This is a genomic window from Streptomyces sp. Rer75, from assembly GCF_013414305.1.
GTDB classification, from domain to species: Bacteria; Actinomycetota; Actinomycetes; order Streptomycetales; family Streptomycetaceae; genus Streptomyces; species Streptomyces himastatinicus.
Genome location: NZ_CP058693.1, coordinates 1863344 through 1879601 on the forward strand (window position 1 = coordinate 1863344; position 16258 = coordinate 1879601).

14 protein-coding genes are annotated in these 16258 nt (G+C 71.1%); 7 read left to right on the forward strand and 7 right to left on the reverse strand.

All coding sequences use genetic code 11. The features are described 5' to 3' along the window. The first annotated feature begins 148 nt into the window (after nucleotides 1–148). The 5 genes from HYQ63_RS07330 to HYQ63_RS07350 all read left to right on the forward strand — a co-directional run bounded on the left by HYQ63_RS07330 (nucleotide 149) and on the right by HYQ63_RS07350 (nucleotide 7637). Complete coding sequence (locus tag HYQ63_RS07330) at nucleotides 149–1396, forward strand: ROK family transcriptional regulator (RefSeq protein WP_179933100.1); 1248 nt, start codon at nucleotides 149–151, stop codon at nucleotides 1394–1396. Nucleotides 1397–1586: 190 nt separating this feature from the next. Further along, complete coding sequence (locus tag HYQ63_RS07335; RefSeq protein ID WP_179933101.1) at nucleotides 1587–2843, forward strand: ABC transporter substrate-binding protein; 1257 nt, start codon at nucleotides 1587–1589, stop codon at nucleotides 2841–2843. Between the two features lie 19 nt (nucleotides 2844–2862). Further along, nucleotides 2863–3846, forward strand: a complete 984-nt coding sequence (locus HYQ63_RS07340) for a carbohydrate ABC transporter permease (protein ID WP_179933102.1) — start codon at nucleotides 2863–2865, stop codon at nucleotides 3844–3846. Nucleotides 3847–3848: 2 nt separating this feature from the next. Continuing rightward, nucleotides 3849–4703, forward strand: coding sequence for a carbohydrate ABC transporter permease (locus HYQ63_RS07345; RefSeq protein WP_179939843.1), 855 nt, complete (start codon nucleotides 3849–3851; stop codon nucleotides 4701–4703). 12 nt (nucleotides 4704–4715) lie between these two features. Further along, complete coding sequence (locus tag HYQ63_RS07350; protein WP_179933103.1) at nucleotides 4716–7637, forward strand: glycoside hydrolase family 2 TIM barrel-domain containing protein; 2922 nt, start codon at nucleotides 4716–4718, stop codon at nucleotides 7635–7637. Between the two features lie 20 nt (nucleotides 7638–7657). On the opposite strand, the gene HYQ63_RS07355 is transcribed toward HYQ63_RS07350, so the two are convergent. The 4 genes from HYQ63_RS07355 to HYQ63_RS07370 are packed head-to-tail and all read right to left on the reverse strand — an operon-like array spanning nucleotide 7658 to nucleotide 10707. Further along, nucleotides 7658–8410 (reverse strand): amino acid ABC transporter ATP-binding protein, encoded by a 753-nt coding sequence (locus HYQ63_RS07355; RefSeq protein ID WP_179933104.1) that lies wholly within the window; start codon nucleotides 8408–8410, stop codon nucleotides 7658–7660. A gap of 17 nt (nucleotides 8411–8427) precedes the next feature. Continuing rightward, complete coding sequence (locus HYQ63_RS07360) at nucleotides 8428–9078, reverse strand: amino acid ABC transporter permease (protein WP_179933105.1); 651 nt, start codon at nucleotides 9076–9078, stop codon at nucleotides 8428–8430. After that, a complete protein-coding gene (locus HYQ63_RS07365) occupies nucleotides 9078–9818 on the reverse strand; it encodes an amino acid ABC transporter permease (RefSeq protein ID WP_179933106.1) in 741 nt (246 codons plus the stop codon). Before HYQ63_RS07365 ends, HYQ63_RS07360 begins: the two co-directional genes overlap by 1 nt. 49 nt (nucleotides 9819–9867) lie before the next feature. Continuing rightward, nucleotides 9868–10707, reverse strand: coding sequence for a transporter substrate-binding domain-containing protein (locus tag HYQ63_RS07370; RefSeq protein WP_257231696.1), 840 nt, complete (start codon nucleotides 10705–10707; stop codon nucleotides 9868–9870). Between the two features lie 216 nt (nucleotides 10708–10923). Between HYQ63_RS07370 and HYQ63_RS07375 the strand changes: the two genes are divergently transcribed. Further along, nucleotides 10924–11772 (forward strand): IclR family transcriptional regulator, encoded by an 849-nt coding sequence (locus HYQ63_RS07375; protein ID WP_257231697.1) that lies wholly within the window; start codon nucleotides 10924–10926, stop codon nucleotides 11770–11772. Between the two features lie 47 nt (nucleotides 11773–11819). Then, complete coding sequence (locus tag HYQ63_RS07380; RefSeq protein WP_179933108.1) at nucleotides 11820–12614, forward strand: maleylpyruvate isomerase family mycothiol-dependent enzyme; 795 nt, start codon at nucleotides 11820–11822, stop codon at nucleotides 12612–12614. Here HYQ63_RS07380 and HYQ63_RS07385 read toward each other — a convergent pair. From HYQ63_RS07385 to HYQ63_RS07395, 3 genes are all read right to left on the reverse strand, one after another. Further along, nucleotides 12601–14502, reverse strand: a complete 1902-nt coding sequence (locus HYQ63_RS07385; RefSeq protein ID WP_179933109.1) for a DUF2264 domain-containing protein — start codon at nucleotides 14500–14502, stop codon at nucleotides 12601–12603. The genes HYQ63_RS07380 and HYQ63_RS07385 overlap by 14 nt on opposite strands. An 86-nt stretch (nucleotides 14503–14588) precedes the next feature. After that, complete coding sequence (locus HYQ63_RS07390) at nucleotides 14589–15638, reverse strand: rhamnogalacturonan acetylesterase (protein ID WP_179933110.1); 1050 nt, start codon at nucleotides 15636–15638, stop codon at nucleotides 14589–14591. A gap of 154 nt (nucleotides 15639–15792) precedes the next feature. Then, nucleotides 15793–16248, reverse strand: coding sequence for a peroxiredoxin (locus HYQ63_RS07395; protein ID WP_123100910.1), 456 nt, complete (start codon nucleotides 16246–16248; stop codon nucleotides 15793–15795). Nucleotides 16249–16258 lie beyond the last annotated feature (10 nt).

Here is a 16258-nt window from a genome sequence, read left to right on the forward strand (position 1 = left end):
AACCCTCCTCCGCTCCCTGCGATCCGCCGGGCTCACCCCTCAACCCTGACGCTTCGTACAAGGGTTGTGCGAAGGGGTTGTCTATGGTCTGGCGCACGCTCTAGCCTGGCGCGGCATCAGCCGAGAGAGCCACGGAGGGGATTCCGGCGTGAAGCGCACATCCCGCGACATCCGCACCGCCAACCGCTACGGGGTACTGCGCCACATCGTCGCCGAATCCCCGGTGTCCCGGCAGGAGGTGGCCGCGGCGACCGGGCTGAGCCTGGCCACGGTCGCCAATCTCGTCGGCGAGCTGCTGGAGCTGGGCATGCTGGTCGAGGTGGGTTACGAGGACTCCGACGGCGGCCGCCCGCGCGGGCTGGTCGCCGTCAACTCCTCCGGGGGCGCGCTGATCGGGGTGGACGTCGCGGAGACGTACGTCCACGTCGAGCTGTTCGACCTCGCCCTGACCGTCCTCGCCCGCGCCGACCAGGAGTTGCGCCCGGAGCGCCCGGAGGAGAACGACCCGACCAAGGTGGTGGCGCACATCGCCGCCGCCGTGGCGTCCGTGGTCGGGCAGGCGGAGATCGCGCCCGACCGGGTGCTGGGCGTGGGCATCAGCATGCCCGGGCAGGTGGACCGGGAGGGCGGGGTGTCGGTGTTCGCGCCCAACTGGGACTGGCACGACGTACCGCTGCTGCGGATGCTGGCCGACCACATCCCGTACCCCCTGTACCTCGACAATCCGCTGCGCGCGTGCACGGTGGCCGAGCAGTGGTTCGGCGCGGCGCGCGGGCGGGGCGACGCGGTGGTGGTGAACCTCGGTACGGGCGTGGGGGCCGGGCTCGCGCTCGGCGGGGCGCTGCACCGCGGGGTCAGCAACAGCGCCGGCGAGTGGGGGCACACCACCCTGATCCTGGACGGGCGGCAGTGCCACTGCGGCAACCGCGGCTGTGTGGAGACGTACGTCGGCGCGCCGGGCATCATGCGGAATCTGCGCGAACTGAGCCCGGACAGCCCGCTGTTGCGCGCCGACGACCAGACGGCGACCATCGAGGCCCTGGGGCGGGGGCTGGCGGACGGGGACCCGGTGGCCGCCCAGGTGGTCCGTGACACCGCCCGCTATCTCGGGGCGGGCCTCGCCGACCTGATCAATCTGCTCAACCCGGAAGTGATCGTGCTCAGCAGCTGGGTCGCGGCCGCGCTGGGCGAAGGGCTGCTGGCCGAGGTGCGCGAGGCGGTGGCCGGGCGCGCGCTGCGGCGTCCGCTGGCGAGCACCGAGATCGTGCTGTGCCCGATCCCGTCGAACCCGGTGAGCCTCGGGGCGGCGACCTTCGTGCTGGAGGGTTCGCTGGCGTCCGTCGGGCTGAAGCACCGGCGCCCGACGGCCGCGAGGACTCGCGGCACATCCTCGTAACGGGGACGTGGGAGCGTTCCCATTCCCCTGGTCGTTCGAACCCTCGAACCGTCCCAAAAGTCGCGCCACCCACTTCGTCCAACCCCTTGCCGAAGTCTTCGTCTATGGCTAACGTCCCGCTGCACCAACGCACTTGGCCGTGAACCGTGATCGTGATCGTGATCCGAGACAAGGACGTCACATGTCGGCAATGAACAGAGCCAGGGATGCCAGGGACTGGGACCGCCGCAGCGTGCTGCGCGCCGTCGGCGGGGTGGCCGCTCTGGGCGGGCTCGCCGCCTGCGGTTCGAACACCGGCCGCTCCGGCGGCGGTGGCAAGTCGATCAAGCAGATGTACCACGCCTACGGGGAGCCGGGCACGCAGCAGGCCGCCAAGAAGTTCGCCGACGCGTACGACAAGGCGAAGGTCACCATCGAATGGGTGCCGGGCGAGTACGAGTCCAAGTTGGCGACCTCGCTGCTGGGTTCGGGCCGCCCGGATGTCTTCGAATACCACCCCGATCTGCAATTGGTGCGCTCGAAGCAGATCGTCCCGCTCGACGACATCATCGCCGACGTCAAGGACGACTTCCTGCCGGAGGACATCACGGCGAATTCCGTGGACGGCAAGATCTACGGAATCCGCATGATCGATGACCCGCAGTTCTTCTTCTACCGCAAGTCCCTCTTCGAGGAGGCCGGGGTCAAGCCCCCGACCACGTTCGACGAACTCATCGACATCGCGCACAAACTGACCAAGGGCAAGGTCAAGGGGCTGTACATCGGCCAGAACCTGAAGACCATCAGCAAGCCGCTCGTCTGGTCCAACGGCACCCATTACCTCACCGAGGACCACAAGATCGCCTACCACACGGAGGAACTGGAGGAGACCCTCACCAAGGCGCGGGAGCTGTACACGAGCAAGTCGCTGCTGCTGGGCGCCCCGACCGAGACCTGGGACCCGACCAGCTTCGTCCAGGGGCTGTGCGCGATCCAGTGGTGCGGGATATGGGCGATACCGGCGATCCAGAAGGCGTTCGGAGACGACTTCGGGATCTTCCCCTTCCCCAAGTCCGGGAAGAACGGCCGCCCGGTGGTCTACAACGGCGGCTGGTCCACCTACGTCTCCGCCAAGGCCAAGGACGTCGACGGGGCGAAGGAATTCGTCAAGTGGCTGTGGATCGACCAGAAGAAGTACCAGCAGGAATGGGCACTGGACTACGGGTTCCACATTCCCGCGCGCAAGAGCATCGCCGCCGGGGCGGACAAGCTCAAGAGCGGGGTCGCGGCCGAGGCGGTCGAGCTGTTCAACAGCCACGGAATCTTCGACGACCCGTACTGGACGGAGGGCATGTTCAACATCGTGCTCGACGCGGTGGTCAGCTCGGTGCGCGACAGCAAGAATCCCGCGGCCGAACTCGACAAGGCCGATAAGAAGGTCGAGCGCGACCTGAAGAAGCTCGGTTAGGCGGGCGTCCGGAACCGATATGGCGACCACCACACCCACCCAGAGCGCCACCCCCGGCCAGGCGACCCGCAAGGCGGCCCCCACCGGGCGGCGGCTGCGCGGACTCGGCGGCAGCCGCGGCCGCACCCTCAACTTCTGGCTGTTCACCGGCCCGTTCCTCATCGGGCTGATCGTCTTCGTCTACGTACCGATCGGCTGGAGCCTCTGGCTCAGCCTGCACAACGCGAAGGGCACCGTCGCGCCCACCGAGTTCGTCGGCCTCGGCAACTACGCCGACATGCTCGGCGACGGCGACTTCGTGGACAGCCTGATCAACTTCACCGTCTTCGCCGCGATCATCGTCCCGATCACCTACGCGTTCTCCCTCGCCCTCGCGCTGCTGGTGCACCGCATCCGCTTCATGAAGGCGTTCTTCCGCTCGGTGTTCTTCCTGCCGACCGCGTGCAGCTTCGTCGTGGCCTCGCTGGTCTGGAAGATGTCGATGTTCAACGGGCTGCACTACGGCCTGGTCAACACCGTCCTGAGCTGGTTCGGCATCGACTCCGTCGCCTGGCTCGCCTCGCCCCATCCGCCCTGGTACTGGCTGGTGCTCTGCACCGCGCGGCTGTGGCTCCAGTGCGGGTTCTACATGATCCTGTTCCTGGCCGCGCTCCAGAACATCCCGCGCGAGCTGTACGAGGCCGCGGCCGTCGACGGCGCCAAGTCCGGCTGGCAGACGTTCCGCCACATCACCCTGCCGCAGCTGCGCGCCACCTCGGTCGCGGTCGTCCTGCTGCTGCTCATCGCGGCGTACCAGGCGTTCGACGAGTTCTACAACATCCTGGACGAGGGCCGCGCCACCTGGGGCCGCCCGCCGCTGGTCGAGCTGTACCTCCAGGCGCTCGGCGCCAACCAGGACTACGGGCACGCCAGCGCGGGCGCCCTCATCCTCGCCCTGCTGATCGCCATGGTCACCCTGGCCCAGGGCAAGTTCCTCGGCTTCGGAAGGGGTGACGACAAGTGACCATGACGGCACCGGTCAAGCAGCGCACCGCGCGCTCCGTCATGAGCAGCACCGGACTGTACGTCGCGCTCGGCGTCGCGACGGTGCTGTTCCTCGTCCCCTTCTATCTGATCGTCCGCAACGCCCTGTCCTCCGACGCGGACATCACCGGCGAGGACTGGGCGTTCTTCCCCACCGATCTCCAGTGGGGGAACGTCAAGGAGCTGTTCGACGACCCCTCCGTCCCCTTCGCCCGAGCGCTGTGGAACTCCACCGTGGTGGCCGTGCTGCACACCCTCGGGACCCTGCTGGTGTGCTCGCTGGCCGGATACGGACTGGCCCGCATCCCGTACAAGCACGCCAACAAGGTGCTGTACACCGTCCTGTTCACCCTCATGGTCCCGGCGGCCGTGACCTTCGTACCGAGCTATGTCCTGGTCTCGTCGCTCGGCTGGGTCTCCTCGCTGCGCGGTCTGATCATCCCCGGCCTGTTCAGCGGCTTCACCGCGTTCCTCTTCCGCCAGTACTTCCTGGGCTTCCCCAAGGAGCTGGAGGAGGCGGCCCGGGTGGACGGGCTGGGCTACTGGGGCGCGTACTGGCGCATCGTCGTGCCCAATTCGCTCAACTTCTTCGCGGCGATCTCGGTCATCACGTTCATCAGCGGCTGGAACGCCTTCCTGTGGCCCCTGGTGATCGGCCAGGATCAGAACTCGTGGACCGTGCAGGTCGCGCTGTCCTCGTACATGACCGCCCAGACGATCAACATCCACCTGATCTTCATGGCAACGGCCGTATCGATCCTGCCACTTGTGCTCGTCTTCGTGTTCCTCCAGCGCTGGCTCGTGCAGGGTGTGGCACAGACCGGTATCAAGGGCTGACCGAGGAGAACGATGAACTCCACGCAGCACACACCGCCGCTTCCCTACTACGAGGACGTCTCCCCCGGCACCGGATGCCTGCCGCCGCGCGCCTGGGCCCCCGGTTCCGACGCCGCCCGGCTGAGCCTCGGCGGCACCTGGGCGTTCCGGCTGTCGCCGACCGCGGCCGCCGAGGACGACTCCTTCGCCCGCCCCGGCTACGACGCCTCCGGCTGGGGCGAGATCCCGGTGCCCGCGCACTGGGTGCTGCACGGCCACGGCGCGCCGATCTACACCAACGTGAACTATCCGTTCCCGGTGGACCCGCCGCGCGTGCCCACCGAGAACCCGACCGGTGACCATCTGCGCGTCTTCGACCTGCCCGGCGACTGGCCGGCGGCCGGGGACGCGGTGCTGCGCTTCGAGGGCGTCGAGTCCTGCGCCCGGGTCTGGCTCAACGGGGAGGAGCTGGGCACCTTCAAGGGCAGTCGGCTGCCGCACGAGTTCGCGGTCTCGGGGCTGCTGAAGCCGTCGGGGAACGTGCTGGCGGTGCGCGTGCACCAGTGGTCCTCCGGCAGCTATCTGGAGGACCAGGACCAGTGGTGGCTGCCGGGGATCTTCCGCGAGGTGACGCTGCTGCACCGCCCCGCGGACGCCGTGGCGGACTTCTTCGTGCACGCCTCGTACGACCACGTCGGCGGCGCGGGCACGCTGCGGGTCGACGCCGAGCCGGGCGGCGGCCGGGTCACCGTGCCCGAGCTGGGGCTGGACCTGGCGACCGGGGAGAGCGCCACCGTCGCCGTCGAGCCGTGGACGGCGGAGACGCCGCGGCTGTACGAGGGCACGCTGACCACCGGGGGCGAGACGATCGCGTTGCGGATCGGCTTCCGCACGGTCCTGGTCGAGGACGGGGTGTTCAAGGTCAACGGCCGGAGGGTGCTGTTCCGGGGCGTCAACCGGCATGAGTTCCACCCGGAGACGGGCCGCGCGCTGGACCTGGCGACGATGCGCCGCGATCTGGAGCTGATGAAGCGGCACAACATCAACGCCGTGCGCACCAGCCACTATCCGCCGCACCCCGCCTTCCTCGACCTGTGCGACGAGCTGGGGCTGTGGGTCATCGACGAATGCGACCTGGAGACCCATGGCTTCGTCGACCTCGACTGGCGGAACAACCCGGTCGGCGACGACCGCTGGACCCCCGCGCTGGTCGACCGGGCCGCCCGGATGGTCGAGCGCGACAAGAACCACCCGTCCATCGTGATGTGGTCGCTCGGCAACGAGTGCGGCACGGGCCGCGGGCTGTCCGCGATGGCCGACTGGATCCGGGAGCGCGACCCGTCCCGGGTGATCCACTACGAGGGCGATCTGTCCTGCGCCGACACCGGGATCTACTCCCGGATGTACGCGCCGCACGAGGAGGTCGCGCAGATCGGTGCCCGTACGGAGGCGCCGTGGGGCGACCCCGCGCTGGACGCGCGGCGGCGGGAGCTGCCGTTCATCCAGTGCGAGTACGCGCACGCCATGGGCAACGGGCCGGGCGGACTCAGTGAGTACCAGCGGCTGTTCGAGACGCATGAGCGGCTCCAGGGCGGATTCGTGTGGGAGTGGATCGACCACGGCTTCGCCCGGCACACGCCGAACGGCACGCCCTACTACGCGTACGGCGGCGACTTCGGCGAGGAGCTGCACGACGGCAACTTCGTCTGCGACGGGCTCCTCTTCCCCGACCGCACCCCGTCCCCGGGGCTGATCGAGTACAAGAAGGTCATCGAGCCGGTGCGGATCGAGGGCGACGGGTCCGCCGGGACGGTCCGGATCACCAACGGCCACGACTTCACCGACCTGTCCCATCTCGCCTTCACCTGGGCGTACGAGGCCGAGGGCGTGGCGGTCGGCTCCGGCGAGCTGACGGTGCCGCCGCTGGCCCCCGGCGAGTCCACCGACCTCAAGCTGCCCGCGCCCACCGCCACCGCGCCGGGCGAGGAGACCCGCTGGACGGTCGAGGCGCGGCTCGCCGCGGCCACGGCGTGGGGCGAGGCGGGGCATGTGGTGGCCTGGGCCCAGCTGCCCGGCTCAGCAGCCGCCGCACCCGCCTCCGTTACGGCCACGGCGGCGCCGCGTCGCGACGGGGACCGGATCACCCTCGGCCCGGGCACCTTCGACGCCGCCACCGGCACCCTGGCCACGCTCGGCGGGCTCACGCTCACCGGCCCCCGGCTCGACCTGTGGCGTGCCCCCACCGACAACGACAACGGCGCGTCCTGGCAGCCCGATGAGCGCTACGGGCTGATCTGGCGGGAGCTGGGCCTGCACCGGCTCCAGCACCGGGTCGACGCGGTGGACCTCGCGGACCGGGAGCTGACCGTCCGTACCCGGGTCGCCCCGGCGGCGACCGACGCCGGGCTGACGGCGGTCTACCGCTGGACGGCGGACGGGGACCGGCTGCGGCTGGCCGTCTCCGTCACCCCGCTCGGCGAGTGGACCTGCCCGCTGCCCCGGCTGGGCGTACGGCTCGGGGTGCCGGCCGCGCTGGGCGCCGCGGAGTGGTTCGGCGGCGGCCCCGGCGAGGCGTACCCGGACACCCGGGCCGCCTCCCGGCTGGGGCGCTGGGCGCTGTCGGTGGACGAGTTGCAGACGCCGTACGTGCGGCCGCAGGAGAACGGGGCGCGGGCCGATGTGCGCTGGGCGCGGCTGACCGCCCCGGACGGCACGGGCCTGCGGATCGAGGGCCACCCGCCGTTCTGGTTCACCGCGCGCCGCTGGACCACGGAGCAGCTCGACGCGGCCGAGCACACCCCGGATCTGGTCGCGTCGCCCGACACGGTGTGGATCAACCTCGACCACGGCCAGCAGGGCATCGGCAGCCAGTCCTGCGGGCCGGGGGTGCTGGAGCCCCACCGGCTGCTCGTGGCCCCGGCGGAGTTCTCGTTCACCTTCGCCCCGCTTGGCTGATCCGACGGCCCGGGCCGGGGTCAGGTGTCCAGCACCCGGTGCAGGAACTGCTGGGTACGGGCCTCGGCCGGGCTGCCGAAGACGCGCTCGGGCGTGCCCTGTTCGAGGACGACACCGCCGTCCATGAAGACCACGTGGTCGGCGGTGTCCCGGGCGAACCGCATTTCGTGGGTGACGACCACCATGGTCATGCCCTCGTCGGCCAGGGACCGCATGACGCCGGTGACCTCGCCGACCAGCTCCGGGTCGAGGGCGGAGGTGGGTTCGTCGAAGAACATGACGGCGGGGTCCATGGCGAGCGCGCGGGCGATGGCCACGCGCTGCTGCTGGCCGCCGGACAGCTGGGCCGGGTAGGCGTCCGCCTTGTCGGCGAGCCCGACCCGGGCCAGCGCCTCCCGGCCCCGCTCGTCGGCCGCCTTACGGCTGGTCTTGCGCACCTTGAGCAGCGCGAGGGTCACATTGCCCAGCGCGGTGCGGTGCGGGAACAGGTTGAACTGCTGGAAGACCATGCCGACGTGGCCGAAGATCTCGGGTGCGCGCTTGCGGTCGTGCAGCGGGACGCCGTTGACCCAGACCTCTCCGCGGTCGGCGCGTTCCAGGTCGCACATGATCCGCAGCAGGGTGCTCTTGCCGGAGCCGCTGGCCCCGATGAGCACCACGACCTCACCGGAGCCGACTTCGATGTCGACGCCCTTGAGGACCTCCAGGTCGCCGAAGCGCTTGTGCACGCCGGACAGGGCGACCTGGGCGGTGGCGGGCGGGGTCCGTTCCATGGGGGACTTGGTGATCATCAGGCGGTCACGGCCTTTCTCTCCATGCGCCGGACGACGACCGACAGCGGGGAACAGATGACGAAGTACAGGACGGCGATGGCCAGGTACGCCATGCCCGGGTGTCCGTCCCGGTCCACGATGGCCTGGCCCTCGCGGAGGAGTTCGGCGTAGCCGATGACGACGGCGATGGAGGTGTCCTTGACGAGCGAGAGGTACTGGCCCACCAGCGGGGGCAGCACGATGGCCCGGGTCTGGGGCAGGATCACCGACCCGAAGGTCTGGGTGCGGGACAGGCCCAGGACCCGCGCCGCCTCCCACTGGCCGCGCGGGACGGCCTCGATGCCGGAGCGGAAGATCTCCGCGACGTAGGCGCCCTGGAAGAGGGTGAGCGCGAGGAGGGCGGCGCCGAAGACGGAGATGTTCCCGATGCCGAGGTAGGCGGCGCCGAAGTAGATGAAGAGCATCTGCACCAGCAGCGGGGTGCCCCGGAAGATCTCCAGGTAGCAGCGGGCGAGCTGGGCCAGGACGGGGATCCGGCTGGTGCGGATGGCCGCGATGACCAGGCCGAGCAGGGTGCAGGCGGCGATGGCCGCGGCGGACAGCTCGACGGTGGACCACAGCCCGGAGGCGTACAGGTCCCGGTTGGACCACAGGACCGACCAGTCCATCACGCCTCCTTGCGGATCAGGACGAGGCGGCGGGCCGCGGTCCGCAGACCCGCCAGGACCGACTGGTGGGGCCGGAGCGGGCGGAGCGGCGGTTTGAAGGCCGCGCGGCCGATCAGCTCCGCCACCAGCACGACCACGTTGGTGAGCACCAGGTAGAGCACGGCGGCGATGCCGAACACCTGGATGGTGAGCAGATTGCGGGAGTTGATCACCATGGCGGTGCCGGTGAGTTCGGGCACGGAGATGGCCGAGAGCAGCGACGAGCCCAGGATGATCTGGACGAGCTGGTTGATCACGGCCGGGTAGACGTTGCGCAGCGCCTGCGGGAGCACGACGTGCAGGAAGGTCCGGAAGGGGCTGAGGGCGAGCACGCGGGAGGCCTCGCGCTGGCCGCGCGGGACGGCCTGGATACCGGCCCGGAAGATCTCGGTGAGGTACGCGCCCACGTTGACGCCGAGCGCCGCGATGCCCGCCTGGACGGGGCTGAGCCGCAGCCCGGCCGAGGGCAGGGCGAAGTAGGCGACGAACATCTGGAGCAGCACCGGGGTGTTGCGGATGACCTCGACGTACACGGCGGCCGGGGCGCGGACGAGGGCGTGGCGCGACCGGCGGGCGAGGGCGCCGAGCAGCCCGAGGGCGCAGGCGAGGACGAAGGCGGCGAGGGACAGCTTCAGGGTCAGCCAGGCCGCGCCGAGGTAGGTGGGCCAGTCCTGGAGGGCGTACGTCCAGTCGGCGAACATGGGGTTCCTCCACGGGGGCGGCGGCCGGGGTGCCGCCGCCCGGCAGGGCTCAGTAGGACGGGTTGAGCGGGTACACGGGCTTGACGCCGAACCACTTCTTGTAGAGGGCCGCGCTCTGGCCGGAGGTGTTGAACTCGCGCAGCCAGGTGTTGATCCACTGGAGCCAGTCGGGGTCGCCCTGGCCCACCCCGATCGCGTTGTACTCCAGCGGTACGACGGAGTCCTTGGTGACCTTGAGGGAGGGGTCGAGCTTGGCCTGGTAGTTGAGGAAGTTGGAGTCCTCCACCATGGCGTCGGCCTGGCCCTGCTTGACCGCGAGAACGGCGGCAGCCGAGGTGTCGTACTCCTGGATCCGCGCCTTCGGGTTGCCCTCCTTCACGGCGGCACCGTTGGTGGAGCCCTTGGTGACCGCCACCCTCTTGCCCGAGAGGTCCTTCAGGCTCGCGATGGCGCTGGACTTCTTCACCATCAGCACCTCACCGGCGACGATGTACGGATCGCTGAAGGCGACCTGCTTGGCGCGCTCGGCGGTGGTGGTGAAGTTGCAGACCACGGCGTCGACCTTGTGCGTGCGCAGATTGGGGATGCGGTTGGCGGAGGTGGTGTCGACGATCTTCGCCTTGACGCCGAGCGCCTTGGCCATGGCCTTGGCGACGTCGACGTCGAAGCCCTGGGGCTTGTTGGCCTTGTCCGTCGAGCCGAAGGGCGGGAACGTCAGACAGCTGGCCACCCGCAGCGTGCCGCTGCGGGTCACCTTCTGGAGGGTGGAGTCCTGCGCACGGGAGGCCGGGTTCTGGCTCGAGGAGCAGGCGGCGAGCAGGGAGGTGGCGGCGAGGGCGCTCACGGAGATCGCGGCCATTCTGCGGGCATGAAGGCGTCGTCGTCCCATGGCGGGACTCCCTTCGGGGGTGAAAAGAGCGAGACAGATCATCGAGGCCGCGATCGGCGATGACCGTCGGGCTCTGGGGATTCTGCAATGCAGAATCGAATTCCGTAATGAGTGCGCACAAGCTAACCGAGCCGGTCAAGGCCGTCAATGGTTGATTTCGAATTCCGGCATCCGATGCTGCTATGCAAAAACGGGGAGGTCGGCTACCTTCCCCGCATGACTTCTCGGCCGGACACCGCCCGCGGCGGCCAGGACGACCGCCCCGCCGGGACCGGCCCTGGGCGCAACACCTCGTCGTCGCTGCGCCGGGCGCTGTCCATCGTGATGTTCCTGGCCGGGGACCGCGGCCATCCGCGCGGCGCGACCCTCACCGACCTGGCCGAGGGCCTGGGCCTGAGCAAGAGCACCATCCTGCGGCTGCTGGCACCGCTGCGGGAGGTGCGCCTGGTGGACCAGGACGCCGAGAACGGGCGCTATCGGCTCGGTCCGCAGAACGCATTCCTCGGCCAAGTCTATTTGGAGCGGCTCGACTTCCGGGAAACCGCCGCCCCGCATCTGCATGAACTCGTCGACGGCATAGGGGAAACGGTCCACTTGGTGGTCTTCGATCCACCGGAGATCGTTTATATCGACAAGGTCGAAAGTCCCCAGCCGGTGCGCATGCATTCACGCATCGGCAGCCGCCAGCCCGCGTATTGCACCGCCGTCGGAAAGGCGTTCCTCGCCTACGCGTCCCACGCCGTGGTGGACCAGGTGATCGCGCGGGGCATGCCGCCCCGCACCCCCGCCACCATCACCACCGCCGAGCGGCTGCGCGCCGAGCTGGGCGCCGTTCGGGAGCGCGGGTACGCGATCGACGACGTGGAGAACGAGGAGGAGATCCGCTGCGTAGCGGCGCCGGTCTTCGACCACAGCGGGGCGGTCGCCACCGCCATCAGCGTCTCCGGGCCCGCCTCCCGCGTCACCCGGGACCGCGTCGCCGAGATCGGCGAAACCCTCCTCGCCTCGACCAGGGCCCTGTCCGAACGCCTCGGCGGAACGCGGCCGCCCGCTCCCGCGCCGTAGCCGCCCGTCGGCGACCCGTTGTCGGTGGTGACCTCTACCGTGATGTCATGACTCTCCTGAGCTTTGACCGCATGTGTGCCGAGATCGTCACGCAGAGCGGGCTGCTGACGTCCCGCATCGAGGGCGCGGACCTGACGGCACCGGTGCCGTCCTGCCCCGGGTGGAACGTGGGGCAGCTGCTGCGGCACCTCGGCGGCGGCCAGCGCTGGGCGGCGGAGACGGTGCGGACGCAGGGCCCCGAGCCACTGCCCGACGAGCACTTCCGCGATCTCACCCCGTACGCCGACGAGGACCCGGCCGTGGTCGGGCCGTGGCTCGCCGAGAGCGCGGCCCAGCTGGCGGAGGCGCTGCGGGAGGCCGGGCCCGACGCGCGGGTGTGGACGCCGCCGGTGCCCCAGGAGACCGCGGCGTTCTACGCGCGCCGGTTCACCCATGAGACGGCTCTGCACCGGGCCGACGCGACCCTGGCCCTCGGCGCGGAGTTCACCCTCGACCAGGACGTGGCGCTCGACGCCCTGGACGAGTGGATGGAGCTGGGCTCGCTGCCGTTCCACTTCGAGGTCCACCCCTGGATGCGCGAGCTGCTCGGCCCCGGCCGCACGCTCCATCTGCACGCCACCGACACCGCGCCGGAGGCCATGGCGGAGTGGGTCGTCGACCTCACCGGAGAGGCCATCACCTGGCGCCGGGCGCACGAGAAGTGCGCCGTCGCGGTGCGGGGGCCGCTGACGGAGCTGCTGCTGCTCGTCTACAAGCGGCGCCCCGCGCACGGCGGGCGCGTCGAGGTCCTCGGCGATGCGAAGCTGCTCGACTTCTGGCTGGAGCGGGTCAGCTTCGGCTGACCGGCGCCGGGATCGCCGGGGCGACCCGTACCGCCTGCTCCGACAAGTGGGCGCGGTAGGCGGCGCCGTCCCACCAGGCGACCCGGACCTCGTAGCCGCCGTCGGCGGGCGCCACGTCCACGCGGGCCAGCGTCTCCAGCGGGGCCGGGTCCGGTTCGGCCGTCAGCCGGGCCAGGCAGACGAACAGGTCACCGGCCGCGCCCCCGGTGGTCTCGCCGGTGAGGGCGGGGGCGACGGCACGGCCGGAGAAGGCCGTGGCGGCGGCGGGCAGCGGATCGGCGGTCAGCAGGCCGTGCAGCGGCAGGAGTTCGGAGCGCAGGTCCTCGTCCGGGGCCGCCCAGCCGGTCTGGCGTACGGGGTGGCCCGGGGCCGCCCCCGCCACCAGGTGGACGCGGACCTCCGCCGCGCCGTGCGCCAGCACCAGGCCGGTGATCCGGACCTCGTCCGGCCGCTCCTCCCCCACCACCCGGGCGTGATGGCGGGAGGCGGCCCAGCCGTCTCCCGCGCCCAGGGGCTCCAGCCGGGTCCGCAGGGAGACCCGGTCGCCGCTCAGCAGGCCGAAGTGGTTGTCGGGCGCGGCGCCGTACGGGACGGGGCCGGTGGCCGTGGAGTAGGCGAGCCGGGCGTAGTACGGGTCGTCCTGGTCGGGGTCGCCGGGCGGGGGGAGGTGTTCGCTGCCGTGGTTGTGGAGGCGCACCAGGCCGTCGGCGGTGGTGGACTGGAGCAGCCAGTTCGGTCCGTGCACCGCGCGGGTGACGTCGTGGCCTGCGGTGGCGGGACCCGGCTCTTCGGGGGCCGTCCACACCTCGTGGCCGTCCGGGAGCAGCAGCCCGAGGAAGCCCTTGGCGGCCCAATAGGGGGACGCGGGGCCGGAGTAGGGCTGGACCAGGCCCTCGTACCGGCCGTGCCAGCCCAGCGACAACAGCCCGTCGCCCGATGCCGCGCCGCGGTCGAGGAAGTAGCGCAGGGCGCCGGAGGCGAGGCGGCGGGTGGTGCCGGGGGCGAGCGGGCTGTGCCCGGTGAGGGCGCCCAGCCACAGCGGGGCGGCGGCCGCGAAGCGGTAGATCAGCGAGCGGCCCTGGTGGAGCGGGGCGCCGTCGCCGCCGAAGAGGTGGGCGTAGTCGGCGAGGTGGGCGGCCAGCCGCTGTCCGTAGCGGGCGAGCCGCTCGGTGTCGCCGGACAGCCAGGCGTCGAGGGCCGGATAGAGGTGCAGGGCCCAGCCGTTGTAGTAGTCGAAGGCGCGGTTCGCTCCGTCGCTGTACCAGCCGTCGCCGGTGTACCAGGGCTCGATGCGCGCAAGGCCCCGGGCGACGGTGGCGCGGGCGGCCTCCGGTTCCACGTCCGCCTCGGCGAGGAACCCGCCGACGGCCACCGGGAACAGCTCCCAGTTGGTGGGCACGGGGGTGGCGGTGAGCGCGTCCGTGAGCCAGGCGCCGACGCGCTGGCGCACGCCGTCGTCCAGCCGGTCCCACAGCCAGGGCCGGGTGATCCGCAGCCCGAGCGCGATCGAGGCGGATTCGACCAGCGGCTGGCTGCGGTCGGCGATCCGGGGCCAGTCCTCGGGCCCGTCGCCGCCGGGCCGCCGGGTGCCGGTGGCGAAGCCGTCCGCGTACCGCTCCAGCAGGCCGTGCGGGTCGGCGCCGCGCGCGCCCGCGACGCGGAACGCGGCGAGCAGGAAGGTGCGGGCGAATCCTTCGAGTCCGTCGGAGCGGGCGCCGGACCAGCTCGGCCGGTGGCCCGGCAGTTGGTAGAGGGCCTGGCCGGGGGTGGCGTACGGGGTGACGGCGGCGAGCAGCCCGTCGGCGGCGGCCTCCCAGTGGGCCCGGGTCCAGCCGGTGTACGGGCTGGTGGCGCGGTCCTCGGCGGGCAGCGGGAAGGGGTGGGTCACCTGCGGGTGGCTCCTCTGGGTGTGGCTTCTCCGGGAGTGGCTTCTCCGGGAGTGGCTTCTCTGGGTGTGGCTTCTCCGGGGGTGCGTCACCGGATCACCCCGCCGGGGACCAGGGCTTGCGCGCGCAGCTCGCCGAGCACGAGCCGGGCGAACTCGGTGGCGCCGTGGGCGGAGGTGTGGGTGTTGTCGCGGGCCTCGTCATAGAGGTACAGCGCCTTGGAGTCCTCGGGGCCGAGCCGTTCCACCAGCCGCCGGGTGAGGGCGGTGAGGTCGATGAGGGGAACGTGCCGCTCGGCGGCGAGGGCGCGCATCTCGGCGGGCAGGTTCACGCCGAGGCCGTTGATGTGCAGGGCGGTGCCGTTGTCGAGGGTGCCGTCGTCGTTGAACCAGCGGCGCACGATGGGCGTGACGAGGACGGGCTTGCCGCCGCGCGCCCGTACCCCGTCGAGCAGCAAGGTGAGGTTGGCCCGGTAGTCGGCGGCGGTCGTCTGCTTGTCGTTGTGAGCGAACTGGATGAGGACGGTGTCGCCCTTGCGGATCAGTGGCCGCATGGTGGGGAAGAGCCGGGGGTCGGCGAGGAAGGAGCCGGAACCCTCGCCGGAGTCGGCGTAGTTGGCGACCGAGAGACCGCCGCGGAAGAACTGCGGAAGCTGCTGCCCCCAGCCCGTGTACGGGGCGGCGATCTGGTCGCAGACGGTCGAGTCCCCGGCGAGGAAGAGCTGCGTACGGCGGCTCGCGGTGACCCGCAGATCGGCGAGGCGGGGCGCGTCGCCGCCGAAGGAGAGGTCGAGCCCGGGCGATCCGCTCGGCCCGGTCGGCTCTCCTTCCGGTTCGCGCACATCGACGGTGAAGGTCCTCGTCAGCCGTTGCCGGGCGGCGGTCGGTGTCGCGGGCAGCAGCGTGCGCCGCGACTCGGCGGTCACGGCGGTGCTTCCGGCGTCGGCGCCGCCGAGGACGGCCGTCACGTCGTACGTCCCCGGGGCGACGTCGAAGTGGCAGGTGATGGGGGCGGTGCCGGTGCAGTCCGGGAGGGCGTGGCCGGGGCGGTGGCCGGAGGTCCCGGCCCATGCCGGGGCGCCGGGCAGCAGGGCGAGGCAGGCGGTGGCGGCCAGCAGTGCGGTACCGGCGCGTCTCATGGAGGCTCCTCAGCTCGGCGCATGCGGCATGGCGGGCGTACTACGGTCGGGCGGCCGACCTTACGCCGCGCGGCAAGCGCTTGCTAGAGGTGTCACCAAGGTTTGCGGGGCGGCCCAACGCACCGCCCCCGCAAGTGTTTTCGCGCCTGGGTCGCTACGCGGCCCGGCGCCGGAGCGCGTCCAGCGCCCGGTCCGCGTGGACCCCCATCCGGAACTCGCTCTTGACGACCTCCAGCACCCGGCGGTCGGTATCGATCACAAAGGTGACCCGCTTGGTCGGTACGGCCGCGATACCGCGCTTCACCCCGAACCGCTCCCGCACCGTCCCCTCCGGATCCGACAGCAGCGGATAGCCGAAGGAGTACGCGCGGGCGAACTCCGCCTGCTTTTCGACCGCGTCGGCGCTGATGCCGACCGGTTCGGCGCCCAGTTCCCTGAACTCCGCCGCGATGTCGCGGAAGTGGCAGGCCTGTTTCGTACAGCCGGGTGTGAAGGCCGCCGGGTAGAAGAACAGCACGACCGGGCCGTTCGCGAGCAGCCCGCTCAGGGTGCGGGTGTCGCCGCTCTCGTCGGGAAGTTCGAAGTCCTCGACCACATCACCGATGTCCATGAGGATCAAG

Excerpts from the sequence above, each read along its gene's own strand:
- HYQ63_RS07360 (WP_179933105.1), bottom strand. The coding sequence starts at position 9,078 with ATGGACTGGTCGGTCCTGTGGTCCAACCGGGACCTGTACGCCTCCGGG.
- HYQ63_RS07390 (WP_179933110.1), bottom strand. The coding sequence starts at position 15,638 with ATGAGACGCGCCGGTACCGCACTGCTGGCCGCCACCGCCTGCCTCGCC.
- HYQ63_RS07395 (WP_123100910.1), bottom strand. The coding sequence starts at position 16,248 with ATGGACATCGGTGATGTGGTCGAGGACTTCGAACTTCCCGACGAGAGC.
- HYQ63_RS07375 (WP_257231697.1), top strand. The coding sequence starts at position 10,924 with ATGACTTCTCGGCCGGACACCGCCCGCGGCGGCCAGGACGACCGCCCC.
- HYQ63_RS07345 (WP_179939843.1), top strand. The coding sequence starts at position 3,849 with ATGACGGCACCGGTCAAGCAGCGCACCGCGCGCTCCGTCATGAGCAGC.
- HYQ63_RS07335 (WP_179933101.1), top strand. The coding sequence starts at position 1,587 with ATGAACAGAGCCAGGGATGCCAGGGACTGGGACCGCCGCAGCGTGCTG.
- HYQ63_RS07355 (WP_179933104.1), bottom strand. The coding sequence starts at position 8,410 with ATGGAACGGACCCCGCCCGCCACCGCCCAGGTCGCCCTGTCCGGCGTG.
- HYQ63_RS07350 (WP_179933103.1), top strand. The coding sequence starts at position 4,716 with ATGAACTCCACGCAGCACACACCGCCGCTTCCCTACTACGAGGACGTC.
- HYQ63_RS07370 (WP_257231696.1), bottom strand. The coding sequence starts at position 10,707 with ATGGGACGACGACGCCTTCATGCCCGCAGAATGGCCGCGATCTCCGTG.
- HYQ63_RS07365 (WP_179933106.1), bottom strand. The coding sequence starts at position 9,818 with ATGTTCGCCGACTGGACGTACGCCCTCCAGGACTGGCCCACCTACCTC.
- HYQ63_RS07380 (WP_179933108.1), top strand. The coding sequence starts at position 11,820 with ATGACTCTCCTGAGCTTTGACCGCATGTGTGCCGAGATCGTCACGCAG.
- HYQ63_RS07340 (WP_179933102.1), top strand. The coding sequence starts at position 2,863 with ATGGCGACCACCACACCCACCCAGAGCGCCACCCCCGGCCAGGCGACC.